Source organism: Bradyrhizobium arachidis, from assembly GCF_015291705.1.
In the GTDB taxonomy this organism is placed as follows: Bacteria; Pseudomonadota; Alphaproteobacteria; order Rhizobiales; family Xanthobacteraceae; genus Bradyrhizobium; species Bradyrhizobium arachidis.
In genome coordinates, this window is record NZ_CP030050.1 from 6,603,961 (window position 1) to 6,627,840 (window position 23,880).

The window sequence follows — 23,880 nt, forward strand, 5'->3', positions numbered from 1 at the left end:
CCGACAGCAAGATCGAAATCGTCTGATTTAAACCTGGAACCCGCCGCAGCGGAGGGGCATTATGACACCGTTCAGTAAAGCGCATCTTACCCGCTGCCCATTCCGTGTTCCCATCCCCATTAAGTAAGCTCTAACCTTCGGTTGAGTCGCGGTCGCAAAGGCTCGGGATTCGAGCCCAGAACCCGCTACCATGGAGCAAGGCTGCGGGACTCCGGATGAAGTCGGCGAAGATGGCGAAGACCGGTCGGCGAGAGGTGGACGTGCCCGCAACGATAGACCGAAGCACATTCCTTTCGACCCTGCCGGCCACCTCGACTGACCGCAGCGCAGCATTGTGGATCGTCGGCGTGTCCTCGGTCCTGTTCGCGCTGGCTGTTCCTTTCGCGGGTATCCCGCTGCTGCCGGTCCCGGCTTTCGTGGCGAGTTACCAATCCGCCCTCGCCGTCAGCGATATCGTCACGGCCGTGCTGCTGCTGTCGCAGTTTGCGGTCTTGCGGACCCGCGCGCTGCAATGGCTCGCGACCGGCTACCTGTTCACCGCCGCAGCCGCGCTGGTCCATGCCCTCACCTTCCCGGGCCTGTTCGCCCCGGCCGGGCTTTTCGGCGCAGGCAGCCAGACCACGGTCTGGCTCTACATGATCTGGCACGGCGGCTTCCCGCTGTTCGTGCTGGGCTATGCCTGGCTGAAGGAAAAGGACGGCGGCCCCAGGATCCAGGGCACGATGAGTGCAGCGATCTACGCCTCCGTCTTCGGCGTCATCGCCGCGATGGGCGTGTTCGCCTGGATCGTCACCACTCAGCACGATCTGTTGCCGGTCCTGCTGCGCGATGGCCGCTACACGCCGACCATGATCGGCGTCGTGTCCTTCGTGTGGTCCTTGAGCTTCGCTGCGCTCGTCTCGCTCTGGTTCCGCAGGCCGCATTCGGTGATCGACGTCTGGCTCATGGTGGTCATGTGCGCCTGGCTGTTCGACATCGCGCTCTCGGCGATCGTCAACGTCGCCCGCTTCGATCTCGGCTTCTACGCCGGCCGCCTCTACGGCCTCTGCTCGGCGACCTTCGTTCTGGCCGTGCTGCTGGTTGAGAATGTCCGTCTCCAGGCGCAGACCGCGGGCATGGTCGACGCATTGAAGCGCCAATCGGATGAGGAGCGCAATTATCATGTCGAGCGCGAGCGGTTGTTCACCGCCGTCGTCGCATCCTCCAACGACGCCATCATCACCAAGTCGCTCGACGGCACTATCACGACCTGGAACAACGCGGCCGAGCGCGTCTTCGGCTACTCCGCCAACGAGGCGATCGGCCGTCCCATCGACATCATTATGCCGGAGGATCAGCGCGACGACGTCGCCGAGAACCTGGCCCGCACGCGCAACGGCGAGGTCATCGACCAGCAGGAGACGGTGCGGCTGCACAAGAGCGGCCAGCCGATCGACGTGGTGCTGAGCCAGGTCCCGCTGCGATCGACCGACGGCAAGATCATCGGCGCCTCCAAGGTGGCCCGCGACATCACCGAGCGGAAGCGGACCGAGACAGCGCTCAACCGCGAGATCGAGGAGCGCCAGCGCATCTTCGAGACCTCCCAGGACCTCATCCTGGTCACCGACGGTTTTGGCAATTTCATCCAGGTCAGCCCCAGCGTGAAGGCCATCCTGGGCTTCAGCCCGGAGGACATGGTCGGGCACAGCGCCGTCGAGTTCATCCACCCCGATGACCTCGAGAACACCCGGAACGAGATGCGGGCGGCCCGGCGCGGCGCAGTCAAGCGCAGCTTCGAGGCGCGCTACTATCACTATGACGGCCACGAGGTGACGCTGAACTGGATGGGCACCTGGTCCGAGCCGGTGAAACGCCATTTCTTCATCGGCCGCGACCTCACCGAAAAGCAGGCCGCCGAGGCCCAGCTCAGGCAGGTCCAGAAGATGGACTCCATCGGCCAATTGACCGGCGGCGTCGCCCACGACTTCAACAACGTGCTGACGGTCATCACCGGCACGATCGGAATCCTGGCCGACGCCGTCGCCGACCGACCCGAGCTTGCCGCCATCACCAAGCTGATCGACGATGCCGCCGAGCGCGGCGCGCAACTGACCAAGCATCTGCTCGCCTTCGCCCGCAAACAGCCGCTCCAGCCGCGCGAGATCGACGTCAACGCGCTGGCGCTCGAGGCGGCCAAGCTGCTGCATCCGACACTGGGCGAGCAGATCACGATCATGCCGCAGCTGACCGAGGATGCCTGGCCGACGCTGGTCGATCCGGGCCAGCTCTCCACCGCGATCCTCAATCTCGCGTTGAACGCGCGCGACGCCATGCCCGACGGCGGCACCCTGGTGCTGGAGACCCGCAACGTCTTCCTCGACGACGGCTATGCCAGCATGAATCCCGACGTCGCCGCCGGCAATTACGTGATGATCGCGGTCAGCGACACCGGCAGCGGAATTCCGGCTGAACTGATCGACCGCGTGTTCGATCCGTTCTTCACCACCAAGGAGGTCGGCAAGGGCACGGGCCTCGGGCTCAGCATGGTGTTCGGCTTCGTCAAGCAGTCCGGCGGCCACATCAAGATCTACAGCGAGGAAGGCCACGGCACCAGCGTGAAGATCTACCTGCCGCGATCGAGCGGCGTGCAGGAGACCGAGTACGAGGCGCTGCAGAACGTGCCCATCGCCGGCGGCGACGAGAAGATCCTGATCGTCGAGGACGACGCCTTGGTGCGGCAGTATGTCGTGACCCAGATCAAGAGCCTCGGCTATACCGCGCTCGAAGCCGGCAATGCGGCCGAAGCCCTCACCATCATCGACGCCGACGACAACATCGACCTGCTGTTCACCGACGTCATCATGCCCGGCAACATGAACGGGCGGCAGCTCGCCGACGAGGCGGCGCGGCGGCGACCCGACCTGAAGACGCTGTTCACCTCGGGCTATACCGAGAACGCCATCGTCCACCACGGCCGGCTCGATTCCGGCGTGCTGCTGTTGGCCAAGCCCTACCGCAAGTCCGAGCTCGCCAAGATGCTCAGGACGGCGCTGGTGAGTTGACCGGCGCGAACGTCTTGTGCGGCGTCAACAGGCTCAGCACGAAGAAGACCATCACACCGGCGACTGAAGCGGTGATGCTCACCATCTTGATCTGCGTCAGTACGCTCGCGATACGCACCTCGCCGGTGGAGATCCTATTTGCCGTGAAGAGCCGGGCGAGCATGACATCCTCCGTGACATCGGCGATGCCGTAAAGCACGCTGCTGGCGGCGAAGATGATGACGAGCAGGCGCGCAATGCCGGTGGGCTCGAACTGAAGCAGGACCCACAGCCACAGCGAGGCAGAGAACACAGCTATCGCCACCGCGAATACGATGTCGTTCCAGTACAGGACCGGGCTGACATAGACATCGAGCAGCGTCCGCCGATCGTCGACGAGCTCGCCGTGGAGGCGCTGTTTCACCTGCCGGACCTGATCCGCATTGTAGCCCCTCGGCAGCATTCGCTCCGGAGCTTTCAGATCGGGTTTGAGAGCATGGTCGATCTCGTCGCGATAAGGCTGGTTCGTGACGTAGGCGATACCCCCGACGATGAGGGCGATGAAACTGACCGCGGGCAAGACGTAGCGGAGCGCATCGGCCAGACAGCTCAGCATCTCCAATCTCCCATTCGATGGACGGTTGGCGCAGTCATCTCGCGACATCCCTAGATTGTTCGAGCGCGGCTGCACCGTCAAGCCGCGCGCGTTCGCCGCGCCACCGCGATTGACGGGTTCGTCCGCCGGCGGATAATGCCGCCCTTCGCATCGCAAAATCGAACGTGAGGGAATCGCCATCGTGAACAACCTTCTGACCGACATCGCCGGCGTCCGCGTCGGCCATGCCGAAGATGCGAAAATCGCCTCGGGCGTGACGGCGGTCGTGTTCGACCAGCCGGCCGTTGCGGCGATCGACGTGCGCGGCGGCGGCCCCGGCACCCGCGAGGATGCCCTGCTCGACCTCGCCAACACGGTCGAGCGCGTCGATGCAATCGCGCTGTCGGGCGGCTCGGCCTTCGGACTGGAGACCGGCGGGGGCGTCCAGGCCTGGCTCGCCGAGCAGGGCCGCGGTTTCCGCGTCCGCGAGGCGCTGATCCCGATTGTGCCGGGCGCAATCCTGTTCGATCTGCTCAATGGCGGCGACAAGGCCTGGGGGCGCTTTGCGCCCTATCGCGACCTTGGCTACGCCGCGGCAGCTTCGGCCGCCGCATCCGATTTTGCGCTCGGCAGCGTTGGCGCCGGTTTTGGCGCCACGACGGCGACCCTCAAGGGCGGGCTCGGCTCGGCGTCCGCCGTCACGAGCAGCGGCGCCAGGGTGGCGGCCATCATCGCCGTCAATGCGGTCGGCAGCGTCACCGTCGGCGACGGCCCATGGTTCTGGGCGGCGCCGTTCGAGGTGACGGGCGAGTTCGGCGGACGCGGCCTACCAAACAAGTTCACGGAGGACATGCTCCGGATGCGCATCAAGGGCGGCCCCGCCGCAGCCGAGCGCGAGAACACCACGATCGGGGTCGTCGTCACCGACGCCACGCTGACCAAACCCCAGGCCAAGCGCCTTGCCATGATCGCGCACACCGGTTTTGCCCGCGCGATCTATCCGGTGCATGCGCCGAACGACGGCGACGTGCTGTTCGCAGCCGCGACCTGCGAGAAGCCGGTCGAGCCGCTCGTCGGCCTCACCGAGCTCGGCATGGTCGCCGCCAACGTGGTCGCGCGCGCGATCGCCCGTGGCGTCTACAGCGCGACCGCACTGCCGTTCCCGGGCGCGCAGCCGGCGTGGAAGGATCGGTTCGGCTAACCGCCGTGGCCGCGACGTCGGTGCGCTCCCTCGCCCCGCTTGCGGGGAGAGGGTTGGGGTGAGGGGGACTCTCCGCGAGGAAGGTGAGAGTTGAACCCGTGGAGAATCCCCCTCACCCGGAATTCAAGCTCCGCTTGAATTCCGACCTCTCCCCGCAAGCGGGACGTGGTAAGAAGCTCACACGCTCATCGACATTGACGAAGCTGCGGACCCCGCCGCCGACTGCGCCTGGCGCTGCATCATCTGTCCGAACCAGTCATAGGGCGAGTTGCCGCCGCCGTTCGCATTGGACGAGCTGGAGGCGCCCGGCACCGTGGTCGACATCTTGAAGCCGTCGGCATAGGTGACGGTGGTAGTGGTCGAGCCGTCGGCATTGGTCGTCGTGGTCGAGGTCGATCCGCCGCTCGACGAGGACGAGGAATCCGAGCCGCTGCCGGAGGCATCGCCTGAGCCACTCGCCCCATGCGCATGGTGGCCGTGATGGCTGCTCTTGAGCGCCTTCGACATCTCGTCCAGGCTGACGCTGCCGTCGGAATTCGTATCCATCTTCGAGAAGACGTCGTCGGCCTGCGCCAGATTGGTGCCGCCGGCTCCGAGCGCGTTCTCGAATTCCGACTGGGTGATGTTGCCATCGCCGTCCGCATCGATCTGCGAGAACAGGTCCTTCAGCGCCGCGTCCCGGCTCGTCGACGTCGAGGAGGTCGAGCTCGACGAGGTCGAGCTGGTCGCGCTGCCGGTCGTGTCCGACGACTGGCTCTGCGCCGCGATCAGCGCGCTCATCGTCTCCGGCGAGATCTGCGCGCAATTGCCCGCATTGACCGACGAGGTCGCGCCGCTGCTCGTGCTGTTGCCGCTGTCGATTGCGAACGGATTGGTCGCTGCGCCTTGCGAAGATCCGGTCTTCTGCGTCGAGGAGGACGATTTCGAGTTCGTCAGCGATTGGATCGCGTCGAGCGCGCTCGATACGGCACCAAGGGCGAACAACATTGCACAACTCCAACCGATGCGGCATGCCGCGGCCAATGTTCTGGACGTGAAGTCAGCAAGCGTCGTGCCAGCGCGAAAAGCTCAATGAAATCCGCCCTCGCCGCGCCTGGCGGGGGGCGGGAACACCGGCAATTCATGCCGGTCGAGGCAGAAATTTCCGCCCACAGGAAGCACGCCTCCCCTGCATTGCCCGGCCGAGATGCCCATGTTAGGCGGGGCCTGATCTTCCTACGGCCGCCACGGAAACCGCGCCATGACCCAAGCTTTCGCCCCCCGCCCCCTGGCCATCGCGCCCTCGATCCTGGCTTCGGATTTCTCCAGGCTCGGCGAAGAGGTGCGCGCGGTGGACGCTGCCGGCGCCGACTGGATCCATCTCGACGTGATGGACGGGCACTTCGTTCCCAACATCTCCTACGGCCCCGACGTCATCAAGGCGATGCGCCCGCACACCAAGAAGGTGTTCGACGCTCATCTGATGATCTCGCCCTGCGATCCCTATCTCGAGGCCTTTGCGAAGGCCGGCTGCGACCACATCACCGTGCATGCGGAGGCCGGTCCCCATCTGCACCGTTCGCTCCAGGCGATCCGCGCGCTCGGCAAGAAGGCCGGCGTCTCGCTGAATCCGGGCACGCCGATCGGGGTGCTCGAATACGTCCTCGACCTCGTCGACCTCGTGCTGGTGATGTCGGTCAATCCCGGCTTCGGCGGTCAGGCCTTCATCCCCTCCGCGATCGGCAAGATCCGCGACATCCGCGCGATGACGGCGGGCCGTCCGATCGACATCGAGGTCGATGGCGGCGTCGGCCCGGACGTTGCGGGCGCGCTGGCAGCAGCCGGTGCCAACGCCTTCGTCGCCGGCACCTCCGTGTTCAAGGGCGGCACGCAGGACACCTACAAGACCAACATCGCCGCGATCCGCAACGCCGCGCTCGGGGCCCGCGGCGAAGCGATCTGAGCTGCACTCAAAAGCTTGACGCGACAGTGCAAACGTTGCGGCTCTTGCCGCAGTGCAGCGCGCAATTCGTCAAATTACAACCAAATTCCGTACTCCTCCGGACTTCCCTGATTCGCGCAAATCACCGCAAGTGACTTCTGTCTGCTTTTGACGGGAGCACATCATGACGACGACCCTGGTTTGGACTGGCGTGGCGTTGTGGCTCGGGTTCAATGCTGCGATTGCGGCTCGCTGCATCTACGTGACGCGACCGGTGAAGGTCGCGGCTTCCGCCCGCATCATCCACCTTCATCGTCGCCGGGGCTGAGCGCCATGCAGATCGCACTCGTGAAACGCCAGCCGAAGCGCAGGTGCCGGATCCCACGTCGCCCGCATCCGGGCCTCGACTATTTCTTCGGCCGCCTCGAACGCACCGATGCCACGCTGGATGACGATGCCGGGCTCGACAATCCGGATCTGGACCAACGCCGCCACTGAGACTTCCTCTTCCGGAACGCCACCATGAAGCCGCACTGCCCGAACTGCCTGAAGGAAATGACCAAGGCGTCCGCGTCGCGTAACCTGTTCAATTGCGAGCCCTGCCGCGAGATCATCCAGTATTTTGGCGGCAGCGCAGATCACGGCGAACCGGGCCCGCATTTCTCGTGGCCGATCCGCCGCAAGCGCGCCGCCCACACCGCACACGCGGCGTGATCTAGCCCCACACCACGCCGGCCTCTGGTTTCGCCGCGGCCATCCGCGGCGGCCGCACCACGGTCACCGTACAGGTCGCCTCCGCAGCCACCTTGGCCGAGACGCTGCCGAGCCAGGTACGCCTGAACGAATTCTGCCGCGCCCCGATGATGAGATGGTCGACCGAATTCACCTCGGCGAATTCCAGCAGCGCGGTAGCAGGGTCGACCGCCTCCAGCACGTGAACCGACAGTCGGCTCTCGTCGAGCTTCAGCGGCGTGGCCCAATGCCGGAGCGCAACCAGGCGGTCGATGTGCTTGTTGGAGCCCTGCTCGTCCAGCGTCTTGTCAATGGCGATGCGGTTGAGCTTGAGGACATTGACGCAGGCAAGTCGCGCCGAAGGTAACGTGGCCAGAATGCGCTCTGTGGTAATGCGCAGCGCCTCGTTCAGCTCGGGGGCGCCTTCGACGGTATCGAGCGCGACCGCAAGGATCGGGCTCGATGCGATCTGTTCCGCGACGTCGGATTTGGCGCGCGGCCGCATCACGCCCTGATTGAAGCGGCGCCGCCAGGCGACGCTGAGCGGATCGCGCTTCAACCGCTCCGAGCGCGCGGTGAGCTTGACCTGGTCCGGATGAGCGAGATCGAAGGCGAGCTGGGACGCGGTCGGATAGCGCCACACCGGCTCGATCTCCAGACACCGCAGCACCACCTCCTGGAGCCAGGGCGGATAGTCGGCGCGCAGTGCCCGCGGCGGATGCGGATCGCGCCACAGCCTGCGCCGCATCGCGCGCAGCGTCTCGCCCTCGCCGAACGGACGCTCGCCCGTGGTGAAGAAATAGAGCAGCACGCCGAGCGAGAACAGATCACTGCGCGGATCGTCGCGCACACCCAACAGCCGCTCCGGCGCCATATAGGGCGCAGTGCCGTAAGGCAGGCGGAACTCCTCCTGCAACAGGTCAGGCAGATGGTCATGGTGCGACAGGCCGTAGTCGATCAGCACCGCCTCGCCGCTCTCGCGGAACATGATGCTGCTCGGCTTGATGTCGTGATGGATCACGTTCTGCCGGTGCAGGTCGGCGAGTGCGGTCGCGACCTTGGCGACGAGCTGCCGCGCCTCATCGTAGGGCAGCGGCAAATCGGGCAACCGCTTGTAGAGCGTGGTGCCGGCGATGCGCTCGATCACGACATAGGCCTGATGCGCGAAATCGCCGGTGCCGAAGCACGAGGGCACGTGCGGGCCCGCGAGCCGCGGCAGGATCATCATCTCCATCTCGAAGGAGACGATCGCGGCGGGGTCCTCGCCCTCCGACACCCGCGGGATCTTCATCAGCAGCGGCACGTCGATATCGGGATGGGTGACCGTCCACAGCGTCGCCATGCCGCCGGCATGGACGCATTCGCCGATGGTGTAGCCGTCGATGACGGCGCCTGACTTGACCAGGGGTTGGGGCATCGGCCGCTAGCGCCCCTGCGACAGCCGGTCGGCCAGCCAGTGCGGCAGGCCGTTGTCGCGGATCCGGCTCGCGGCCGCCTCGATGTCGTAAGGCGCGCGGCAATAGGTGATCACGCAGGAGACCGTGTCGAACAGCACGAAGGCCGCGGAGGGATCGCCGTCGCGGGGCTGGCCAACCGAGCCGATCACGGCGAGCCATTGCCGTCCGCGCAGCAGCGGCACGGGGACATCGGTCTTGGGCACGAGGCTCGTCATCTTCGCCGTTACCGACATCGAATAGAGCGCCGGACGGTGGATGTGGCCGCAGAACGTGACATGGGCGGGCGTCGCGATCAGGCTCTTGGCCGCATCCGCCGTCGAGCGGACATAGTGCCAGCGCTGCGGGCTGGAGGCTTCCGAGTGGACGTAAAGGCGCTCCTTCTCGTCGACCGCCATCGGCAGCCCGGCCAGGAACCGCCGCTGCACCACGTCGAGGCGGCCGCGTGTCCATTCGATCGCGATCTGCGCCTCGGCATTCATGGTCTCGGTCTTGGTGTTGACGGCCTCGTCATGATTGCCGCGGACGGCGATGGCGCCCTCCGCGACCAGCGCCATCGCGGTTTCCACGACCCATTCCGGATCGGCGCCATAGCCGACGAAATCGCCGAGCAGCACGAACCGCTCCGCGCCCCGCGCACGGGCCGCTTTCAGGCAGGCCTCGAACGCCTGCCTGTTGCCGTGGATATCCGAGAAGACAGCGAGAAGCACGCACCCTCCAGCCTCAAACCTTATTGGTAGCCGATAAGGCCAAATTGAGGGAGGTCAACAGGATGCGCCAGCTGGGTGCGGTTTTCCAGGGCGGCCGTGACGCGATGGTGAAGGACCTATTGCTCGTCTTTCGGCGGCATCCGGGGCGGCGGAATCGGGGTGAACACGGCGCCTTGCGCGCCGGCCGGCGGGGCATTGAACTCGCCGGTCGAGGAATCGCCGCCGCTGGTCTCCATGATGGTCTTGGGCGTCACATATTCCCGAACCATGTCGATCAGGCTGCCATCGCCGCCGCCGAAATCGGCGGCGCGGCCGCCCTGCGGATGCCCAGCCGCGATCTCGTTCTCCGCCGCGTGGGTCTTGTCGGCGAGCCGGTCATTGTAGGGCACGCGAAAGGCGCGCGGGATGCCGCTCGGGCGATTGTCCTCATCGAGCTGCTCGACCCAGAGGTAGATCGAACCGGGATCGCCTTCCAGCGAATGCGGCTCGACAATGCGCGCCTTCAGCAGCTTGAAAGTGGCGGGCAGCCGGTCCGTGCTGGCCCAGCCGAGCAGCCCGCGCATCTCGGTGAAGCTGACGACATAGAACGCGCTGGTCACGACCACCGCGACCGCCTTGAACGACCAGTGCAGCCGCGCATAGACCAGCACGACCAGCAGCAGCGCCCCGATGACGGCGTAGGCGATCGACAGCGTCAGGATCACCGTCTGCAGATCACTCACGGCGCACCCTCACCCGGGTCTTCGGATCGACATCGGCGCCGTTGCGCCAGCTGCTGCGGAACGTCTCCAGCAGCGATTTCGGCCGCTGGTCCACATTGACGACCTTGCCCTCGGAGTCGAGCCGGAACCGCACCGCGGTCTTCTCGTCGCCGGTGTGGTCGAGCGTGAACTTGTTGTCGAAGATCACCTGCGCGGTCGGATTGAGCTTCTGCACCTTCACATTAGCGGTGACAGGCTCACCGGTCGTGGCGACGAAATGCGAGACATTCACCGTATATTCGCCGGCGAGGATGCCGCGCACGGTGACGATCTCCTCGCGGATCGGCGAAGCGATCTTCTTGCCGGCGACCATGATGAAGTCGTTGGCGCCGCCGCGGTCGTCGCGGTCGAGCGTGAGGAAGCCGGCCTCGCGGTGGCGATACCAGGCGATGTTGCCGGCGGGATCCTGCACGAACAGGTCGAGATCGTCGGGGTGGTTGTCCGGCCAGTCCAGCGTGATCATGAACTCGGCCTTGGAGTCGATCTTGCCGTCCTTGGCATCGGGCGAGATCGCGAGCAGCGCCAGAAAGAACAGGAACGCGATCACCTGGAGCGCCTTGAACAGCATCACGCCGAGCGGATCGAACGGCTCCTCGCGCGGATAGAGACCAAAGTCATCCATCATGACGAGGTTCCAGCGCCTCTGATTCCGGCGCCTTGGCGCTCGAGCACCGGCGTCACATAGGTCTCGGTCAGCACAACCGCGTCCGAGAACACCCGCTGGGTCGCGGCATCCAGCATGTAGTACTGGATGCGGACCAGGATCGAGCCGACCAGGCCGGCAAGCGTCGTGTACATCGCGACCGCCATGCCGTCGCTCATCAGCCCCATGGAGGAGCGCATCGCGACCTTGTCGGCGGCATCCAATCCCGCGATCGGCGCCAGCATGATGATGAAGCCGATGATGGTGCCGAGCAGGCCGAGCTTCATCAGCGTGTCCGAGACGAAGGCGCCGAACCCGTTGGAGCCGCGCAGCCGGTCGGCGAGCGTCCGCAGCAAGAGCGTCTGGTCGACCGGACGGTAGTCCTGTGCCGCGGCCTTTGTGACGAGGCTTTCGATGTGATCGCGCACCAGCCCGCGCGGCAGCGCCGCCGCGCGCGCATCGAGCACCTTGCTGCCGTCAGGCGCTGCGAGCGCCGCCCGGCAGCGCCGGGCCGCCGCGCCCTCCCGCGCGATCGCCCGTGTGCGCAGGAAGCAATGGCCGCAGGTCAGGACATAGAGCACCGCGATGACGCTGGAAATGTAGGTGCGGTCCGAGGTCAGCATCAGATGGATCAGGCCGAACCGCCACAGCAGCACGACCGCGAAGACCGAAAGCCCGGTGAAGATCATCCAGAACAGCAGCGCGCTGCGTTCGGACGGGTCGGCAGCAGACCCTGCAATCGGTCCAATCGTCATCGAACTCATGCTGCACCGCTCCTCGCCCGCAACGACGGGCTGCAAAGATTCCATCCCGATTAGATCAAAGCCGCCGCGCCCGGTCCAAAGAGCCATGCCCAATCAGGATTGGGAAATTTGCCCGAGCTACGATCCGGTCCAAACCCTGCAATTGGCAAGGCGCGGCGGCATTGTTAGGCTGAGCTTACCAAACGTCGGGGATGATCGCATGCGCCTCGTGCTTCAGCTTGTCGCCCGTCTGCTTCTCATCGTGGTGCTGTGCCTGGGAGCGGCGACCGTGTGGGCCACGTTCGATGCCTATCGCAGCGTCGACCGGGCGACTGCGGCATCCGCCCAGCGGGTCGCGCAGGCGCTGCAGGCACTGTACTGGCACGAGTTCTTGTTGCGTAGCAGCAGAACTCGCGAGCAGCTTCTGCCGGTTCCGGAGTGGCGCACGCTGGAGACGATGAAGTTGATCTCGCCCGGCGTCTGCGTCGAGTTCCAGCCGGCCATCGCATTCGAAAAGCCGCTCTGCGGCCAGAGTCAGGGCATCGGTAAGACGCCGCCGCGCTGGTTCGCCTCGATCGTGCCGACCTTCCTCGGCAGCCATGCCGAGGTGGTGCGGCCGGTCAGCCCCCGCGCCGCGTCGGCCGGCACGGTCGTCGCGACGCCCGACGCTGCGGCGGCGATCTCGCTGGCCTGGGAGTACATCCTCAACGTGATCGACGTCGCGCTGCTGATGGCGGCGGCGATCGCGATCCTGGCCTCGCTTGCGATCGCGCATGCGCTGGCGCCGGCGCGTGCAATCGTCACCGCGCTCCAGCGCATGGCACGCGGCCAATATCGCACCAGGCTGCCGCGCTTCCGCTCGATGGAGCTGGCGATGATCGGCAGCGCCGTCGGCGAGCTCGGCGGCCGGCTGGAGGAGGCCACCGAACAGCGCGCGGCGCTGACGCGGCGCCTGATCGAGATCCGCGACGACGAGCGCCGGGCGCTTGCCCGCGAGCTGCATGACGAGTTCGGGCAGAACCTGTCCGCGATCCTCGCCTTCGCCAACACCATCGAAACGGCCAGCGCAAAGGACAGCAAGGACAACAGCATCGCGCAGGACGCGCGCATGATCTCGCAGGCCACCCATCATCTGATGGCATCATTGCGCGATGCCTTGAAGCGGCTGCGCAATCCCCTGCCCGAGGAGCTTGGGCTGGAAGCAAGCCTCGTCAATCTCGTCGACAGCTGGCGCTCGCAGAGCGCGGCGCGGCCGACGATCCAGCTCGATGTCAAAGGCGATCTCACCGACATCAGCGGCCCGGCCGCCACCACCGCCTATCGCGTCGCCCAGGAATGCCTGACCAACGCGCTGCGTCATAGCTCGGCGCGCGAGATCTCCTTGCGTGTCGAGCGCCGCGCCGGCGAGGACGACGCACTGCTGATCCGGGTCGAGGACGATGGCGGCGGCGATGCGGAGCGCGTCGCGCAGTCGGCCGGCTTCGGCCTCACCGGCATCCGTGAGCGCGTCACGGCGGCCGGCGGATCGCTGTCGATCCTGCCTGCGCGCGGCGGCCTCAGCGTCGCCGCGACGATCCCGCTCGCCGCATGAGGCCGGCATGAGCGAAGTCGCGGCAACAGGAATCTCCGTGCTGCTGGTCGACGATCATCCGATCGTGCGGCAAGGCTACCGGCGGGTGCTGGAGAGCCAGGGGGACCTGCATGTCGTGGCGGAGGCCGACAACGCCGCAGATGCCTACGGCGCCTTCAAGGCGCACGACCCCGACGTCATCGTGCTCGACATCTCGATGCCCGGCGCGAGCGGCCTCGAAGCCATCCGCAACATCCGCGCCCGCAATCCGCGCGCGCGCATCCTCGTCTTCACCATGCATAACGAGGCCGTGCTGGTCAAAGCCGCCTTTGCCGCCGGCGCGAGCGGCTTCGTCACCAAGAGCAGCGAGCCGTCGGCGGTCGTCACCGCAATTCGCAGCGTCGCCCGCGGCGAGCGCGCCATGAGCGACGACATCGCGCACATCCTCGCCGAAGACAGCCTGTCGTCAGGCTCGGTGCTCGATCAGTTAGGGGAGCGCGAGATCGAGATCCTGCGTCAATTCGCCGGCGGCGCCACCACCGAGCAGATCGCGGCGCATCTCAATCTCAGTGTGAAGACGGTCCAGAACTATCACTATTTGATCAAGACCAAGACCGGCGCGCGCACGGATGCGCAGCTCGTGCGGCTGGCGGCAAGTTGCGGGCTGACGAAAATCTAGCAGCGGGGCTGCCGCTTTCCCCGCTCGCTTGAAGATCTGGAATCTGCCGAGCGGGATGGAACGCAGGCCATCCAGCTCCTGTTAGTAGTGGAGTGGAGGAGTAAATCGCCATGCGGAAGGCTCATCACAAGGCAATCGACCATCCCCCGATCATCACTGTAGGCGAGCTCATCGACGAACTTTGCCGCCTGCCCGATACGGCCGTCGTCCACTTTCGCTGCCCCATGCTCGAGCAGGAGCTGACATTCTACCGCCTTCGGAAGCGATCAAAGGATGCCGTCGAGATCGCGGTCAATGTATATCCGGAGAGCCCGCCGGTCGTACCGGCGGCCAACGGCGGGATGCACCCGCGCAGGCACGCGACTGCCTCGCCCACCATTCCGGAGAGCGCGCTTCTTCACAAGGCAAGAGGGTAAGTCAGGAGTCGCAATCTAGCAGGCCTTCAACCCGCGGAGCAGCAGCGCGAGCGTCGCATCGACGCGCGCAGGCAGTTCGGCGTCCTTCCACTCGTCGGCATGGGCCGGATGGTGGAAGCGGCAGGTCGCATCGAACAGCGCGCGTGCCGTCGTCTTGACGTCGTCCACGGCAAACTCGCCCCGCTTGACGCCGTCGGACAGGATCGCCGCGATCTGGTCGATCATGGTGTCCTTGTGGCACTTGACGGCCGCGCAGGCCTCGCGCGCCAGCGTCAGGTAGGTCTCGAACATCTCGGGGTCGTCGAGCACGCGCGAACGCTTGGCGGCGAACAGCGTGCGCAGCCAGCGGTCGAGCCTATCGGGCGCAGGGCCCTGCTCCCTGGCGATCGCCAGCAGCGGCGCGTCGATGCGATCGAGCCAGCGTTTGGCAACGGCCTCGCGCAGCGAGGCCTTGCTCGGGAAATGGCGATAGACGCTGCCGTGGCTCACATCGAGCGCACGAGCAACGTCGACCACGGTGGCCTTGGCAAGTCCGTAGCGCCGCAAGACATCCTCGGTGACTTCGAGGATCCGCTCCGGCGTCAAGACAACGGCTTCATTCATGCCAGCACCTTGTTCCCGTTCAGGGTTCGTCCGGCGATAGGGCTGCTTCCGAAGCGCCCGTGCCGGTCGTTTCGGAAAGCTCTCGCCTTAATGAGGCAGTTTTGCAGCCTGCGCCGCGATCTGGCGCGCCACCAGCAAATTGAGCCAATGCCCAATCGTGCCAGTGAAATTGAGGATTTCGGTCGTCATTTTCTTAAGTCTCCATTCGTCCGCGGTCCCCACCCCCAAATTACGCCCCTCGATCCGGTATTTTGGACCTCGGGCCCCCGGGACGGGATAACCACGGGACGCCCAATCGGAGCGTCCGAGAACGGATATACACGTCTCGCTGACAGATTTCAATATCTGTCAGTCAATGATCCGTGATTGACAGTTAATTTTTGCCGGCGCCGTGGCCATGGCCGGGACTGGCAGGTCGGCCCGCCGGCCCACGCATCCCCGGCAAACCTCGTCCCGCCATCCGTTTCGCCCTCCCCCTCCGCCAAATCCGGGCGTAGAAAGCCGCTTCGCTCATCCGGGCGCCAAGACCACAGAAACGGACCCCTCCCATGCCCATCGTCAACCGCGTTGCCGCCCTCACCGACGACATGGCCGCCTGGCGCCATGACTTCCACGAGAACCCCGAGCTGCTCTACGAAGTCCACCGCACCGCCGGCATCGTCGCGGACAAGCTGCGCGAGTTCGGCTGCGACGAGGTGGTGACGGGCGTCGGCCGCACTGGCGTCGTCGGCGTGATCCGCGGCCGCAAATCCGCCTCCGGCAAGACCATTGGCCTTCGCGCCGACATGGACGCGCTGCCGATCATGGAGACGTCGGGCGTGCCTTACGCATCGAAAGTCCCCGGCAAGATGCACGCCTGCGGCCATGACGGCCACACCGCGATGCTGCTCGGCGCCGCCAAATATCTCACCGAGACGCGCAATTTCGACGGCACCGCGGTTCTGATCTTCCAGCCGGCCGAGGAAGGCGGCGGCGGCGGCAAGGCCATGGTCGAGGACGGGCTGATGACGCGCTGGAACATCGAGGAGGTCTACGGCATGCACAACATGCCCGGCCTGCCCGAAGGCCATTTCGCCACGACGGCGGGCGCGATGCTCGCCTCCTCCGACAACATCCAGATCACGGTTCACGGCAAGGGCGGCCACGCCGGTGCGGGTCCGCACAAGGCGGTCGACAGCGTGCTGATCGGCGCGCAGATCGTCGGCGCGCTGCAATCGATCGTCGCGCGCAACATCGATCCGCTCAAATCGGCGGTGATCTCGATCACCATGTTCAATGCCGGCACCGCGACCAACATCATCCCTGAGACCGCCGAGCTGAAGGGCACCGTGCGCACGCTCGACCCCGAGGTGCGCGATCTCGTCGAGCGCCGCATCAGCGAGGTCGCCGACAGCGTCGCGCGCGCCTATGGCGGCTCGGCGGAGACGAAATACATGCGGATGTATCCGGTGACGATGAACCATCCGCGCGAGGCCGGCCTCGCCGCCGACGTCGCCCGCGACATCGTCGGCGCCGAGCGCGTCAACGACAGGTTCGTCCCCATGATGGGCGCAGAGGACTTCTCGTTCATGCTGGAAGCGCGCCCCGGCGCGATGGTGCTGGTCGGCATGGGCGACGGCAACGAGTGCCACCACCCGGCCTATGTCTTCAACGACAACATTCTGGGCCACGGCGCATCGTTCTGGGCCCGCCTGGTCGAGACGCGGATGCCGGCGGGTTAGCGTCAGCCTCGATCTCGTAGGGTGGGCAAAGCGAAGCGTGCCCACCACAACGATCTCGACTGGAAAAGGTGGGCACGGCGCTTTGCGCCTTTGCCCACCCTGCAAGCTTCGTCTTCAGTTGCATATTTCGGCTGGTATTTTAGCCGCGGGATTGGAGGGATGATTGGCTGTTCCGAGCCGGCACCCCTTGGCGATCGGCCTGCAACCGGCGCTGTTGCAGATCACCTGCCCCGACGCCTGCGGCGCTGATGGCGCGGCCTCCGTTTGTTTTCGATCGGTGTCACGCCTCCGCGAATCCTCGCGCGTGGCAGCGGGCTTTCTCTCGGGAGCCTTCTCGCACTCGTTGTCGTCACCGACGTGATAGCCGGCGCGGCAGGTGATCTTCACGCATTGATCGCCGTCGGCCTTGAAGCCGAAATTGCACACCAGCGGGCAGACCCGTCCCGGCTTCGCCTTCAGCGCATCGAGTGCGTCGACGCTGGCAAGCTTCACGTCGAACTGGGTGCCGGCATATTTGTTGAACAGCGTCAGCGAACGTTGCGCGGCCGAGGTCCACTCGCCTTCCGCAGCCGAGGTGAGGCAGCCGACACGGCGCAACTCGCTCTGCACGGATTTCGCAAGGTCGGCCGCGGGCAATGGCGATGTCGATCCGGGCGCCAGCGCCGCGACTTTTTGCTCGACCTCGGGCATCTGCCGGTCGGCTGCCGGCTTTGCAGCCTGCTCCGCTTTCTCGGCCGCCTGCTTTGCGGCAAGCTCGGCCCTGGCCTTCTCCGCCGCCTGCTTCTCGGCCAGCGCTTTCGCAGCCGCCGCCTCCGCCGCCTTGCGCTCACGTTCGGCCGCTTCAGCCTTCGCCTGTTCGATCTCCTTCTTCCTTTCAGCCGCGATCCGGGCGTCCTCGGCCGCCTTGGCCGCGGCGGCCGCCTTCTCCTGCTCCGCCTTCTGGGCGCGCTCGGCAATGAGCCTTGTCTTTTCCTGCTCGGCCGCCCTGGCCTTTTGCTCCGCCGTCACGCGCGTTTCTTCGGCGCCGATCTTGTTCAACTGGCCCTTGGCGAGGTTGGCGTAGAACCCATCCGGGTAGGCCGCCAGAAACGCTTCCCAGCCGTCGCGCGTGGCAAGTTGGAGCGCGAGCTCATAGTCCCGGCGAATGGCCTCCTGCGGGTTGGCCTGTGGACCGGTTGCCGCTGGTTTCACGACGAGGGGCACGTCGTCGCCGCCGAGCGAGCCGTAGACATAGGGCTCCTGCTTGTAGCTGGTCGCCTTGAGCACGTCGTCGCGCACGAAGCCGAAGGCCTTGCGCAGATCGAGTCCGGGTTTCGGCAGGTGCTCGACCAGCGCAGCTGCGAACGGGCTGTTTCTGGCATCGCCGTCCGACGCGGTCGATCCCGCCTTGGCGGCGAAGGCAATCATGGTGTTCGGGCTGGTCGGCTCGACCTTGGCGAGGCCGCGTCCGATCGCGCGCGAAGCCAGCGTGCGCTTCATCGTCTTCGCGAATGGGTTGTCGCGGCAGGCGTCCAGGATGATCAAGCGCAGCTGCTTGGCCGGCTCGACTGCGAACAGCGCACGCTCGACCGGAATGGTCTCGTCGAGAACGTCGCCGTCGGTCTCCAGCGTGGCGTCGATCGGAATGAGATAGTTGTTGCCGTCGAGCTCGATGCCGTGACCGGCGTAATAGATCACCGCCATGTCCGCATCGCGCGTCCTGCCGGCAAACTCGCGCAACATGCGCCGCATCTCGCTGGCGCTGAGATCCAGCCTGACGTCGACGGAATCGAAGCCGGCCTTCTTGAACATGCCGCCGACCAGCGTGGCATCGTTCACGGGATTGCCGAGCTTGGGCGCGCTCTTGTAGGCGGAATTGCCGATGATGAGCGCGACCCGCCGGTCGGCATGCGCCGGTCCGCAGGCAAGGCTCATCGCAAAAATCACAAAAGCAAATAGCCGAACCGGAATCACTTGCGTCCCCCCGGATGCAATTCCATGAGACTATTCGGAGTATGGCCGAATGCCAATTCTTCCCTATGTGACAGTCATCACACAAGGTGTTCGGACGGCTTGCCGATCGTGCGGCGAAGCGTCGCTCTCTCCAGTCCGGCCGGGCCGAGCTCTGATGCCGCCTCATCTCCTGCGGTTGCACCAGGGCCGGATCACCAAAGGGCGCGTGCAGCGTGGCCGGGTAACCGCAAAAGAAAATACGTTACGCGGCCCCCGTCAGCGGGCCACAGAGCGCAGGCCCGTTGGCTCGTCCGCCTCCAACAGGCGCGATGTGGTTTCGTCTGACGCGAGAGGCAGGGTGAACTGAAAGATGGCGCCCCGAGGCTCGTTTGCGCCGGCCCACATCCGCCCGCCATGCGCCTCGATGATCGAGCGGCAGATGGCGAGGCCCATCCCCATGCCCGTTGGCTTGGTGGTGTAGAAGGCATCGAACAGGGACTCGACATTCTTCGGATCCAGTCCCGGACCAGAATCCCGCAACGCGACGTGAACGCCGTTCGATGCATCCCTTTCGGTGCTGATCAGCAACTCGCGTCCTCCCTCGCCGACTGCAGCCATCGCCTCGATCGCGTTGACAATCAGGTTGAGCAACACTTGCTGAAGTTGAACCCGATCTGCCTGAATAGGCGGCAAGCCTTCGGCAAGCTGCGTTCGCACCGAGACTTCGTGCTTGAACGCCTCGCTGCGTGTCAGCGCGATGACCTCAAGTACCGCCTGGTTGATCTCCATATTCTCCTTTTGCGGGGGCGCGTTCCTGATCATCGCCCGGATCCGGCCGATGATGTCGCCGGCGCGCATGCCGTCGCCGGCGATGCGGTCGAACGTCTGTCGAACCCGCTCCAGATTTGGCGGTTGAGCCTGCAGCCAATTCAACCCGGCCTCGGCGTTCGCCACGATCGCGCCAATCGGCTGGTTGACTTCATGGGCTATCGAAGCGGTGAGTTGCCCCATCGTGGTGACGCGACTGGTGTGCGCTAGCTCCATCAGGACTTCACGGTAGCGCCGCTCGTGCTCGCGGCCTTCGGCCTCCGCCCGCTTGAGAGCCGTCAGATCGAGGACAAAGCCGACCCCTTGATCCCCGCCTTCTGCAAACATCGTCCCGCCGATCAGCACAGGCACACGGCTTCCGTCCTTCCGCACATACTCCTTCTCGAATGGGTGGGCCGTCCCGACCCGCTTCAATTCCGCCACGGTTTGTACGTCGCGGTTGCGCCATTCCGGCGGCGTGAGGTCGAACCGATGCAGGCGCCCAGAGGTGAGATCATCCCGGTCGTATCCCACGATGCGCAGGAATGCATCATTGGCCTCGAGAATGCGCCCTTCGACTTCCCAGATGATGATGCCGATGATGTTGGCGTCGAACAGGCGTCGGATCTTGATATCCCGCGCTGCAAGATCGCTTTGGAGTTGAATGTTCTCCTCGGTCGCCTGTCTGCGCCGCTTCGCTTCGAGCCGCGCGAGCGCCAACGCCGCTCCGGCCAGCGCGACGACGAGGACGACGGCGCCCGCGATCAGCCAGGTCCAGCGCTGCTCGAATGCTTCGGCGTGCGTCTCCCGGTCGGCGAGCCGAAAGCGCTCGTGATCCACCATCTGGTCGATCTGCGAGCGGATCTCATCCATGCTGCGGATCATCGCCAGCGCCGCCTGCCCGGACGTGCCGGCGGTCCTCACCATCTCGTCGATCTCGCGCAGCTTGGCCGAAACGGTCAGCGCCAGATGTTGAGCGCGCAGACTCTGCAACGGATCGTCCGCAACCAGCACCTGCAGCGCCTGCGCCTCGCGCCGCACACCTTCGTCGGAGATGCCGTAGGCCTTGAGGTAGGTGGGGTCGAGGGTCATTAGATACCCGCGCCGTTCGGTCTCCAGCTCGGCGGTGAGCGCGCGCAACCGATCGAGCGTTTCGAGCACCTGGCGGCTATGCCCGAGCAGGTCATGGGCCGCCTGCCGCTCCTGCCGATATTGCAGGCCGAGAAACGCGGTCGCGGCAAACAGCGTCAACAGCGCCACGACCGCCACGATCAGCGGACGAGCAAGCCATCGCAAAGACGGGACCCGAGCACGGACTGACATTGGCCTTGGGTCTTCGGTGTCCGTGTGACCGCGCGTCTTCTGGTGTCGACGCCAGAGCATGATAGAATAATAGCATGGTTAGGTGGGTCGCGAACCCGACATTCTCGACCCCAAGGTTACACCGGTTTGGGAGCCCATCAGTCGTCGCGCGAGGGCCGCAACATCACCGGTAAGGCTAGCTCGCGTGTTGCGAATGATTGCCCTTCGCGAGGAGAGCATGACGTACGCACAGAGCGGTCGAACGCCGACCAGCCGTCGCAACTTCGTCAAGGGACTGGGGGCCGCGGGCGCAGTCTTGCCGGCCCTGGCCGCGCTGCCGCGGTGGAGCTTTGCCGAGGATCGCGCTGCGACGTACGCCAACGCGAACATCGATTGGAAGCAGTTTGCGGGACAGACGATCACCCTGGCGGGCGCGATCCATCCCTGGTCGAATGCGATCACGCCGCTGCTGCCGGAGTTCACCAGACTCACCGGCATCAGCGTCACCATCGATTTCCAACTCGAAACCACATATCTCGGCGCCTTACCGATCAGGCTCGCCCGCGGCAGCACAACGCCCGACGTCTTCATGTTCACGACCTATGGCCAGGGCATCTCAGGAGGATGGCTCGAGCCGCTGAACGGCTATTATTCCAACAGATCGCTGACCGATCTCGGATGGTACGACGAGAACGACCTGCTCAAGACGGCCCGGGCCTTCCCGCTGTGGTCTGACGGCGAACGGTACGCCTTCCCGATCACCTCCGAAGCGATGACCATGTTCATCAACGGGGACGCGCTGGCAGCCAAGAATCTGCCGGTTCCACAGACGTTCGAAGAGCTGCTTGTGACTGCCAAGGCGGTCAAGTCCAGCGAGATGTCGGGGATCGCTATGCGAGCCCAAGCCGGCGGCAATTCTTCCCCGCCGGCGATGGGCTTCGTATTCTCTTACGGCGGCGCCATGGTCAAGGACAACAAGGCCGTTTTCGCAAGCTCCGAGGCGATCGCGGCCGTCGAGATGTACGGACAGCTGCTCAGCCAGGCCGGACCTGTCGGCGTCGGCAGCTACGAATGGTACCACGTGCTGGACGACTTCCTGCAGGGGCGGGCTGCACTCGCGATCGACAGCAGCAATTTCGCGACCGACATCTCCAATCCAGCCAGGAGTCGCGTCACGAAGCAGGCCCAGTTTGCGGTCTTTCCGCGTGTCCCTGGTCGCACACCCGTGCCCTTCATGTCGCACTGGCAGGCCTGCATCAATTCCAAATCACGAAACAAACGGGCGGCTTTCCTGTTCCTGATCTGGGCGACGAGCAAGGCAACCTCGCTGCAGACTGCTGCAGCGGGGCTGGCGACGACACGCGTGTCGGCATGGTCGAGCGACGGCTTCAAGAAGGCGTTCGGCTCGCAAGCCGCCGAGGCCGCGCTGACCAACTTGCAGAATGCCGACGTCGATCGTGCCAAGGCTATTCTTTTCCATCCGCAATCGAGACCGATCCTCGACGCCTTCATGATCGGCGTCAATGAAGTGGTCAACGGTGAGAAATCGGCGAAGGATGCGATGACGGGCGCAGCCGAAAGGGCCAATGCGGCGATCCGAGGGTAGCGGCGAGGCGTTGTCCAATCGGAAGAGCTGGCCACGGCAGAAAAGCCGCCAACCCACCTTGTGCGGTGTTCATCCCTGATATTGCAGCACGTGCATGCCGGCGTTCCAGTCGGAGACGAACATCAGCCCGTCGGGCCGGACATAGGCATCACAGGTCTTGGCTGCGAGCGCGACGTTCGGGCGCGGATCGACCAGCTTCTTCGGCGTCGGCGGCACCCAGTAGGCGATCTCCTTCGGCGCGAAAGCGTCCTTGATGTCGAACACCCTGACGCCGGCATTGTTGTAGGTCGCGAAGATCGTCTCCTCGCTCTGGAACGAGCCCGGGCGGTTCTCGTGCAGATTATGCGGGCCGAAGGTGCCGTTGCTGCAGAAGTCGCGGTCGCGCGGCGTCGGCAGGGTCGCGATCGGCACCGGATTTTGGGGCGCGCGCACGTCGAGCACGAAGGTGTGGAACAAGCCCTTGGCACACTGGTCCGCATTGGCTTCGTCCGCGACGACCGCGAGCTGACGCTTCGGCAGCGGCAGTGGCGTATGCGTGCCGCCGGCAAAGGGCGGCGACCAGTTGATGTGCGACAGCAATTTGGGACCCGCGGGATCGCTGATGTCATGGATGGTGAAGCCGCCATCGCGCCAGGCAGCATAGCCGCGATCGCCTGCCGTGATCATGTGATGCAGCGCAAAGCGCTTGCCCTTCGGCGTCGCCGGCTCGCCGGCCGCGCGGTTCATGCCCGGCAGCCACCATTTTGCGATGATCTCCGGCTTCGTGATGGTCTTGAGATCGACGATGCACAGGATGTGGTCGGTGAAGCCGTCGAAATGCGCCGACACATAGGCATAGCGGCCGCCCGGCCACCACAGCCGGTTGATGCCGAAGCCCGGCATTTCCAGGAACGCGATCTCGCGCATCTCGCCCGGCTTCGAGATGTCGTGGATCGAGAGGCCGGAGCGGAATTTCTTGGCCTTGGTGATGCTGTCGGCCAGCGTGTTCTCGAAATAGCCGCGCATGTTGTCATAGGACTGCATCGCGACGATGTTGGCGCCGTTCGCAAGCAGCAACATGTCTTCCGCCACCTGGAGATGGTGGGTGCGGGTGTATTGTCCGGCGGTGAAGAAATTGACCGGCTTGAGCGCACGCGGATCGGACGCATCCAGGATGGTCACACCGTCGCTGAACATGTGCCCGACATAGACGTGCTGGCGGTTGAACATCACCTGCACGCTATCGGGCCGCCCGCCAATGTCGCTGTAGGAGATGTGCTTGATGCCCTTGCCGATGCCCTCGGGCGGGATGTCCGGCTCTGAAGCCCATGCCGGCCTCGACCATGTGGGCAGCACGGCGGATCCGACCACGGCCGACAATTGCTGAAGGTGCCGGCGGCGCGAGAGTTGAGGCATCGTTTTCCCCCCAATTTTTTGGGGATGATGCGCGCTTGCGGCGAGGCGCGCAAGCCTCGCCGCGCGCGC

The 23,880-nt window shown here is 65.2% G+C and carries 22 protein-coding genes; 11 read left to right on the forward strand and 11 right to left on the reverse strand.

Annotated elements, in window-relative coordinates:
• Nucleotides 1–215 precede the first annotated feature (215 nt).
• Entirely contained in the window at nt 216–3,041 is a 2,826-nt protein-coding gene (locus tag WN72_RS31080) for a PAS domain S-box protein (protein WP_092213525.1), read from the forward strand.
• On the opposite strand, the gene WN72_RS31085 is transcribed toward WN72_RS31080, so the two are convergent.
• Complete coding sequence (locus WN72_RS31085; RefSeq protein WP_141263075.1) at nt 3,019–3,642, reverse strand: hypothetical protein; 624 nt, start codon at nt 3,640–3,642, stop codon at nt 3,019–3,021. The two genes, WN72_RS31080 and WN72_RS31085, sit on opposite strands and share 23 nt — an antisense overlap.
• 175 nt (nt 3,643–3,817) lie before the next feature.
• Here WN72_RS31085 and WN72_RS31090 point away from each other — a divergent pair, with 175 nt between their 5' ends.
• Complete coding sequence (locus tag WN72_RS31090) at nt 3,818–4,816, forward strand: P1 family peptidase (protein WP_027560201.1); 999 nt, start codon at nt 3,818–3,820, stop codon at nt 4,814–4,816.
• A gap of 177 nt (nt 4,817–4,993) precedes the next feature.
• Here WN72_RS31090 and WN72_RS31095 read toward each other — a convergent pair whose 3' ends face one another.
• Nucleotides 4,994–5,803: an EF-hand domain-containing protein gene (locus WN72_RS31095; protein ID WP_027560202.1), complete on the reverse strand. Its 810-nt coding sequence runs from the start codon at nt 5,801–5,803 to the stop codon at nt 4,994–4,996.
• 253 nt (nt 5,804–6,056) lie between these two features.
• Here WN72_RS31095 and rpe point away from each other — a divergent pair, with 253 nt between their 5' ends.
• The 4 genes from rpe (at nt 6,057) to WN72_RS31115 (ending at nt 7,451) form a co-directional block, all read left to right on the forward strand.
• Nucleotides 6,057–6,758, forward strand: a complete 702-nt coding sequence (gene rpe / locus WN72_RS31100; protein WP_092213523.1) for a ribulose-phosphate 3-epimerase — start codon at nt 6,057–6,059, stop codon at nt 6,756–6,758.
• 163 nt (nt 6,759–6,921) lie between these two features.
• The gene (locus WN72_RS31105; RefSeq protein ID WP_167336488.1) at nt 6,922–7,065 is read left to right on the forward strand and encodes a hypothetical protein; all 144 of its coding nucleotides are present in this window, start codon (nt 6,922–6,924) and stop codon (nt 7,063–7,065) included.
• Between the two features lie 5 nt (nt 7,066–7,070).
• Nucleotides 7,071–7,235 (forward strand): hypothetical protein, encoded by a 165-nt coding sequence (locus tag WN72_RS31110; protein WP_167336487.1) that lies wholly within the window; start codon nt 7,071–7,073, stop codon nt 7,233–7,235.
• 24 nt (nt 7,236–7,259) lie between these two features.
• On the forward strand, nt 7,260–7,451 hold the full coding sequence (locus WN72_RS31115) for a hypothetical protein (protein ID WP_027560204.1): 192 nt from the start codon (nt 7,260–7,262) through the stop codon (nt 7,449–7,451).
• A gap of 1 nt (nt 7,452) precedes the next feature.
• Here the strand turns inward: WN72_RS31115 and WN72_RS31120 are convergent, their stop codons facing one another.
• The 5 genes from WN72_RS31120 to WN72_RS31140 form a co-directional block, all read right to left on the reverse strand.
• Nucleotides 7,453–8,886 carry a serine/threonine protein kinase gene (locus WN72_RS31120; protein ID WP_027560205.1) on the reverse strand — a complete coding sequence of 478 codons (1,434 nt, stop codon included), beginning with the start codon at nt 8,884–8,886 and terminating at the stop codon, nt 7,453–7,455.
• A 6-nt stretch (nt 8,887–8,892) separates the two neighbouring features.
• Nucleotides 8,893–9,633, reverse strand: a complete 741-nt coding sequence (locus tag WN72_RS31125; RefSeq protein WP_027560206.1) for a metallophosphoesterase family protein — start codon at nt 9,631–9,633, stop codon at nt 8,893–8,895.
• A gap of 116 nt (nt 9,634–9,749) precedes the next feature.
• Entirely contained in the window at nt 9,750–10,355 is a 606-nt protein-coding gene (locus tag WN72_RS31130) for a hypothetical protein (protein WP_027560207.1), read from the reverse strand.
• Nucleotides 10,348–11,019 carry a DUF2135 domain-containing protein gene (locus tag WN72_RS31135; RefSeq protein WP_027560208.1) on the reverse strand — a complete coding sequence of 224 codons (672 nt, stop codon included), beginning with the start codon at nt 11,017–11,019 and terminating at the stop codon, nt 10,348–10,350. Before WN72_RS31135 ends, WN72_RS31130 begins: the two co-directional genes overlap by 8 nt.
• Nucleotides 11,016–11,801, reverse strand: a complete 786-nt coding sequence (locus WN72_RS31140) for a MotA/TolQ/ExbB proton channel family protein (RefSeq protein ID WP_027560209.1) — start codon at nt 11,799–11,801, stop codon at nt 11,016–11,018. The genes WN72_RS31135 and WN72_RS31140 overlap by 4 nt, the downstream gene beginning before the upstream one ends.
• Nucleotides 11,802–12,000: 199 nt before the next feature.
• On the opposite strand from WN72_RS31140, the gene WN72_RS31145 reads away from it, so the two are divergent.
• The 3 genes from WN72_RS31145 (at nt 12,001) to WN72_RS31155 (ending at nt 14,445) form a co-directional block, all read left to right on the forward strand.
• On the forward strand, nt 12,001–13,371 hold the full coding sequence (locus WN72_RS31145; protein ID WP_092213521.1) for a sensor histidine kinase: 1,371 nt from the start codon (nt 12,001–12,003) through the stop codon (nt 13,369–13,371).
• 7 nt (nt 13,372–13,378) lie between these two features.
• Entirely contained in the window at nt 13,379–14,029 is a 651-nt protein-coding gene (locus WN72_RS31150) for a response regulator (RefSeq protein ID WP_092213519.1), read from the forward strand.
• A 110-nt stretch (nt 14,030–14,139) separates the two neighbouring features.
• A complete protein-coding gene (locus tag WN72_RS31155; protein WP_027560212.1) occupies nt 14,140–14,445 on the forward strand; it encodes a hypothetical protein in 306 nt (101 codons plus the stop codon).
• Between the two features lie 15 nt (nt 14,446–14,460).
• On the opposite strand, the gene WN72_RS31160 is transcribed toward WN72_RS31155, so the two are convergent.
• The gene (locus tag WN72_RS31160; protein WP_092213517.1) at nt 14,461–15,048 is read right to left on the reverse strand and encodes a TetR/AcrR family transcriptional regulator; all 588 of its coding nucleotides are present in this window, start codon (nt 15,046–15,048) and stop codon (nt 14,461–14,463) included.
• Between the two features lie 548 nt (nt 15,049–15,596).
• Here WN72_RS31160 and WN72_RS31165 point away from each other — a divergent pair.
• Nucleotides 15,597–16,769 (forward strand): M20 aminoacylase family protein, encoded by a 1,173-nt coding sequence (locus tag WN72_RS31165; protein ID WP_092213515.1) that lies wholly within the window; start codon nt 15,597–15,599, stop codon nt 16,767–16,769.
• A 114-nt stretch (nt 16,770–16,883) separates the two neighbouring features.
• Here WN72_RS31165 and WN72_RS31170 read toward each other — a convergent pair whose 3' ends face one another.
• Complete coding sequence (locus WN72_RS31170) at nt 16,884–18,683, reverse strand: caspase family protein (protein WP_092213513.1); 1,800 nt, start codon at nt 18,681–18,683, stop codon at nt 16,884–16,886.
• Nucleotides 18,684–18,977: 294 nt separating this feature from the next.
• Complete coding sequence (locus tag WN72_RS31175; protein WP_027560216.1) at nt 18,978–20,831, reverse strand: ATP-binding protein; 1,854 nt, start codon at nt 20,829–20,831, stop codon at nt 18,978–18,980.
• Nucleotides 20,832–21,048: 217 nt separating this feature from the next.
• Between WN72_RS31175 and WN72_RS31180 the strand changes: the two genes are divergently transcribed.
• A complete protein-coding gene (locus tag WN72_RS31180) occupies nt 21,049–22,416 on the forward strand; it encodes an ABC transporter substrate-binding protein (protein WP_027560217.1) in 1,368 nt (455 codons plus the stop codon).
• Nucleotides 22,417–22,485: 69 nt separating this feature from the next.
• Here the strand turns inward: WN72_RS31180 and WN72_RS31185 are convergent, their stop codons facing one another.
• Entirely contained in the window at nt 22,486–23,811 is a 1,326-nt protein-coding gene (locus WN72_RS31185) for an LVIVD repeat-containing protein (protein WP_027560218.1), read from the reverse strand.
• Nucleotides 23,812–23,880 lie beyond the last annotated feature (69 nt).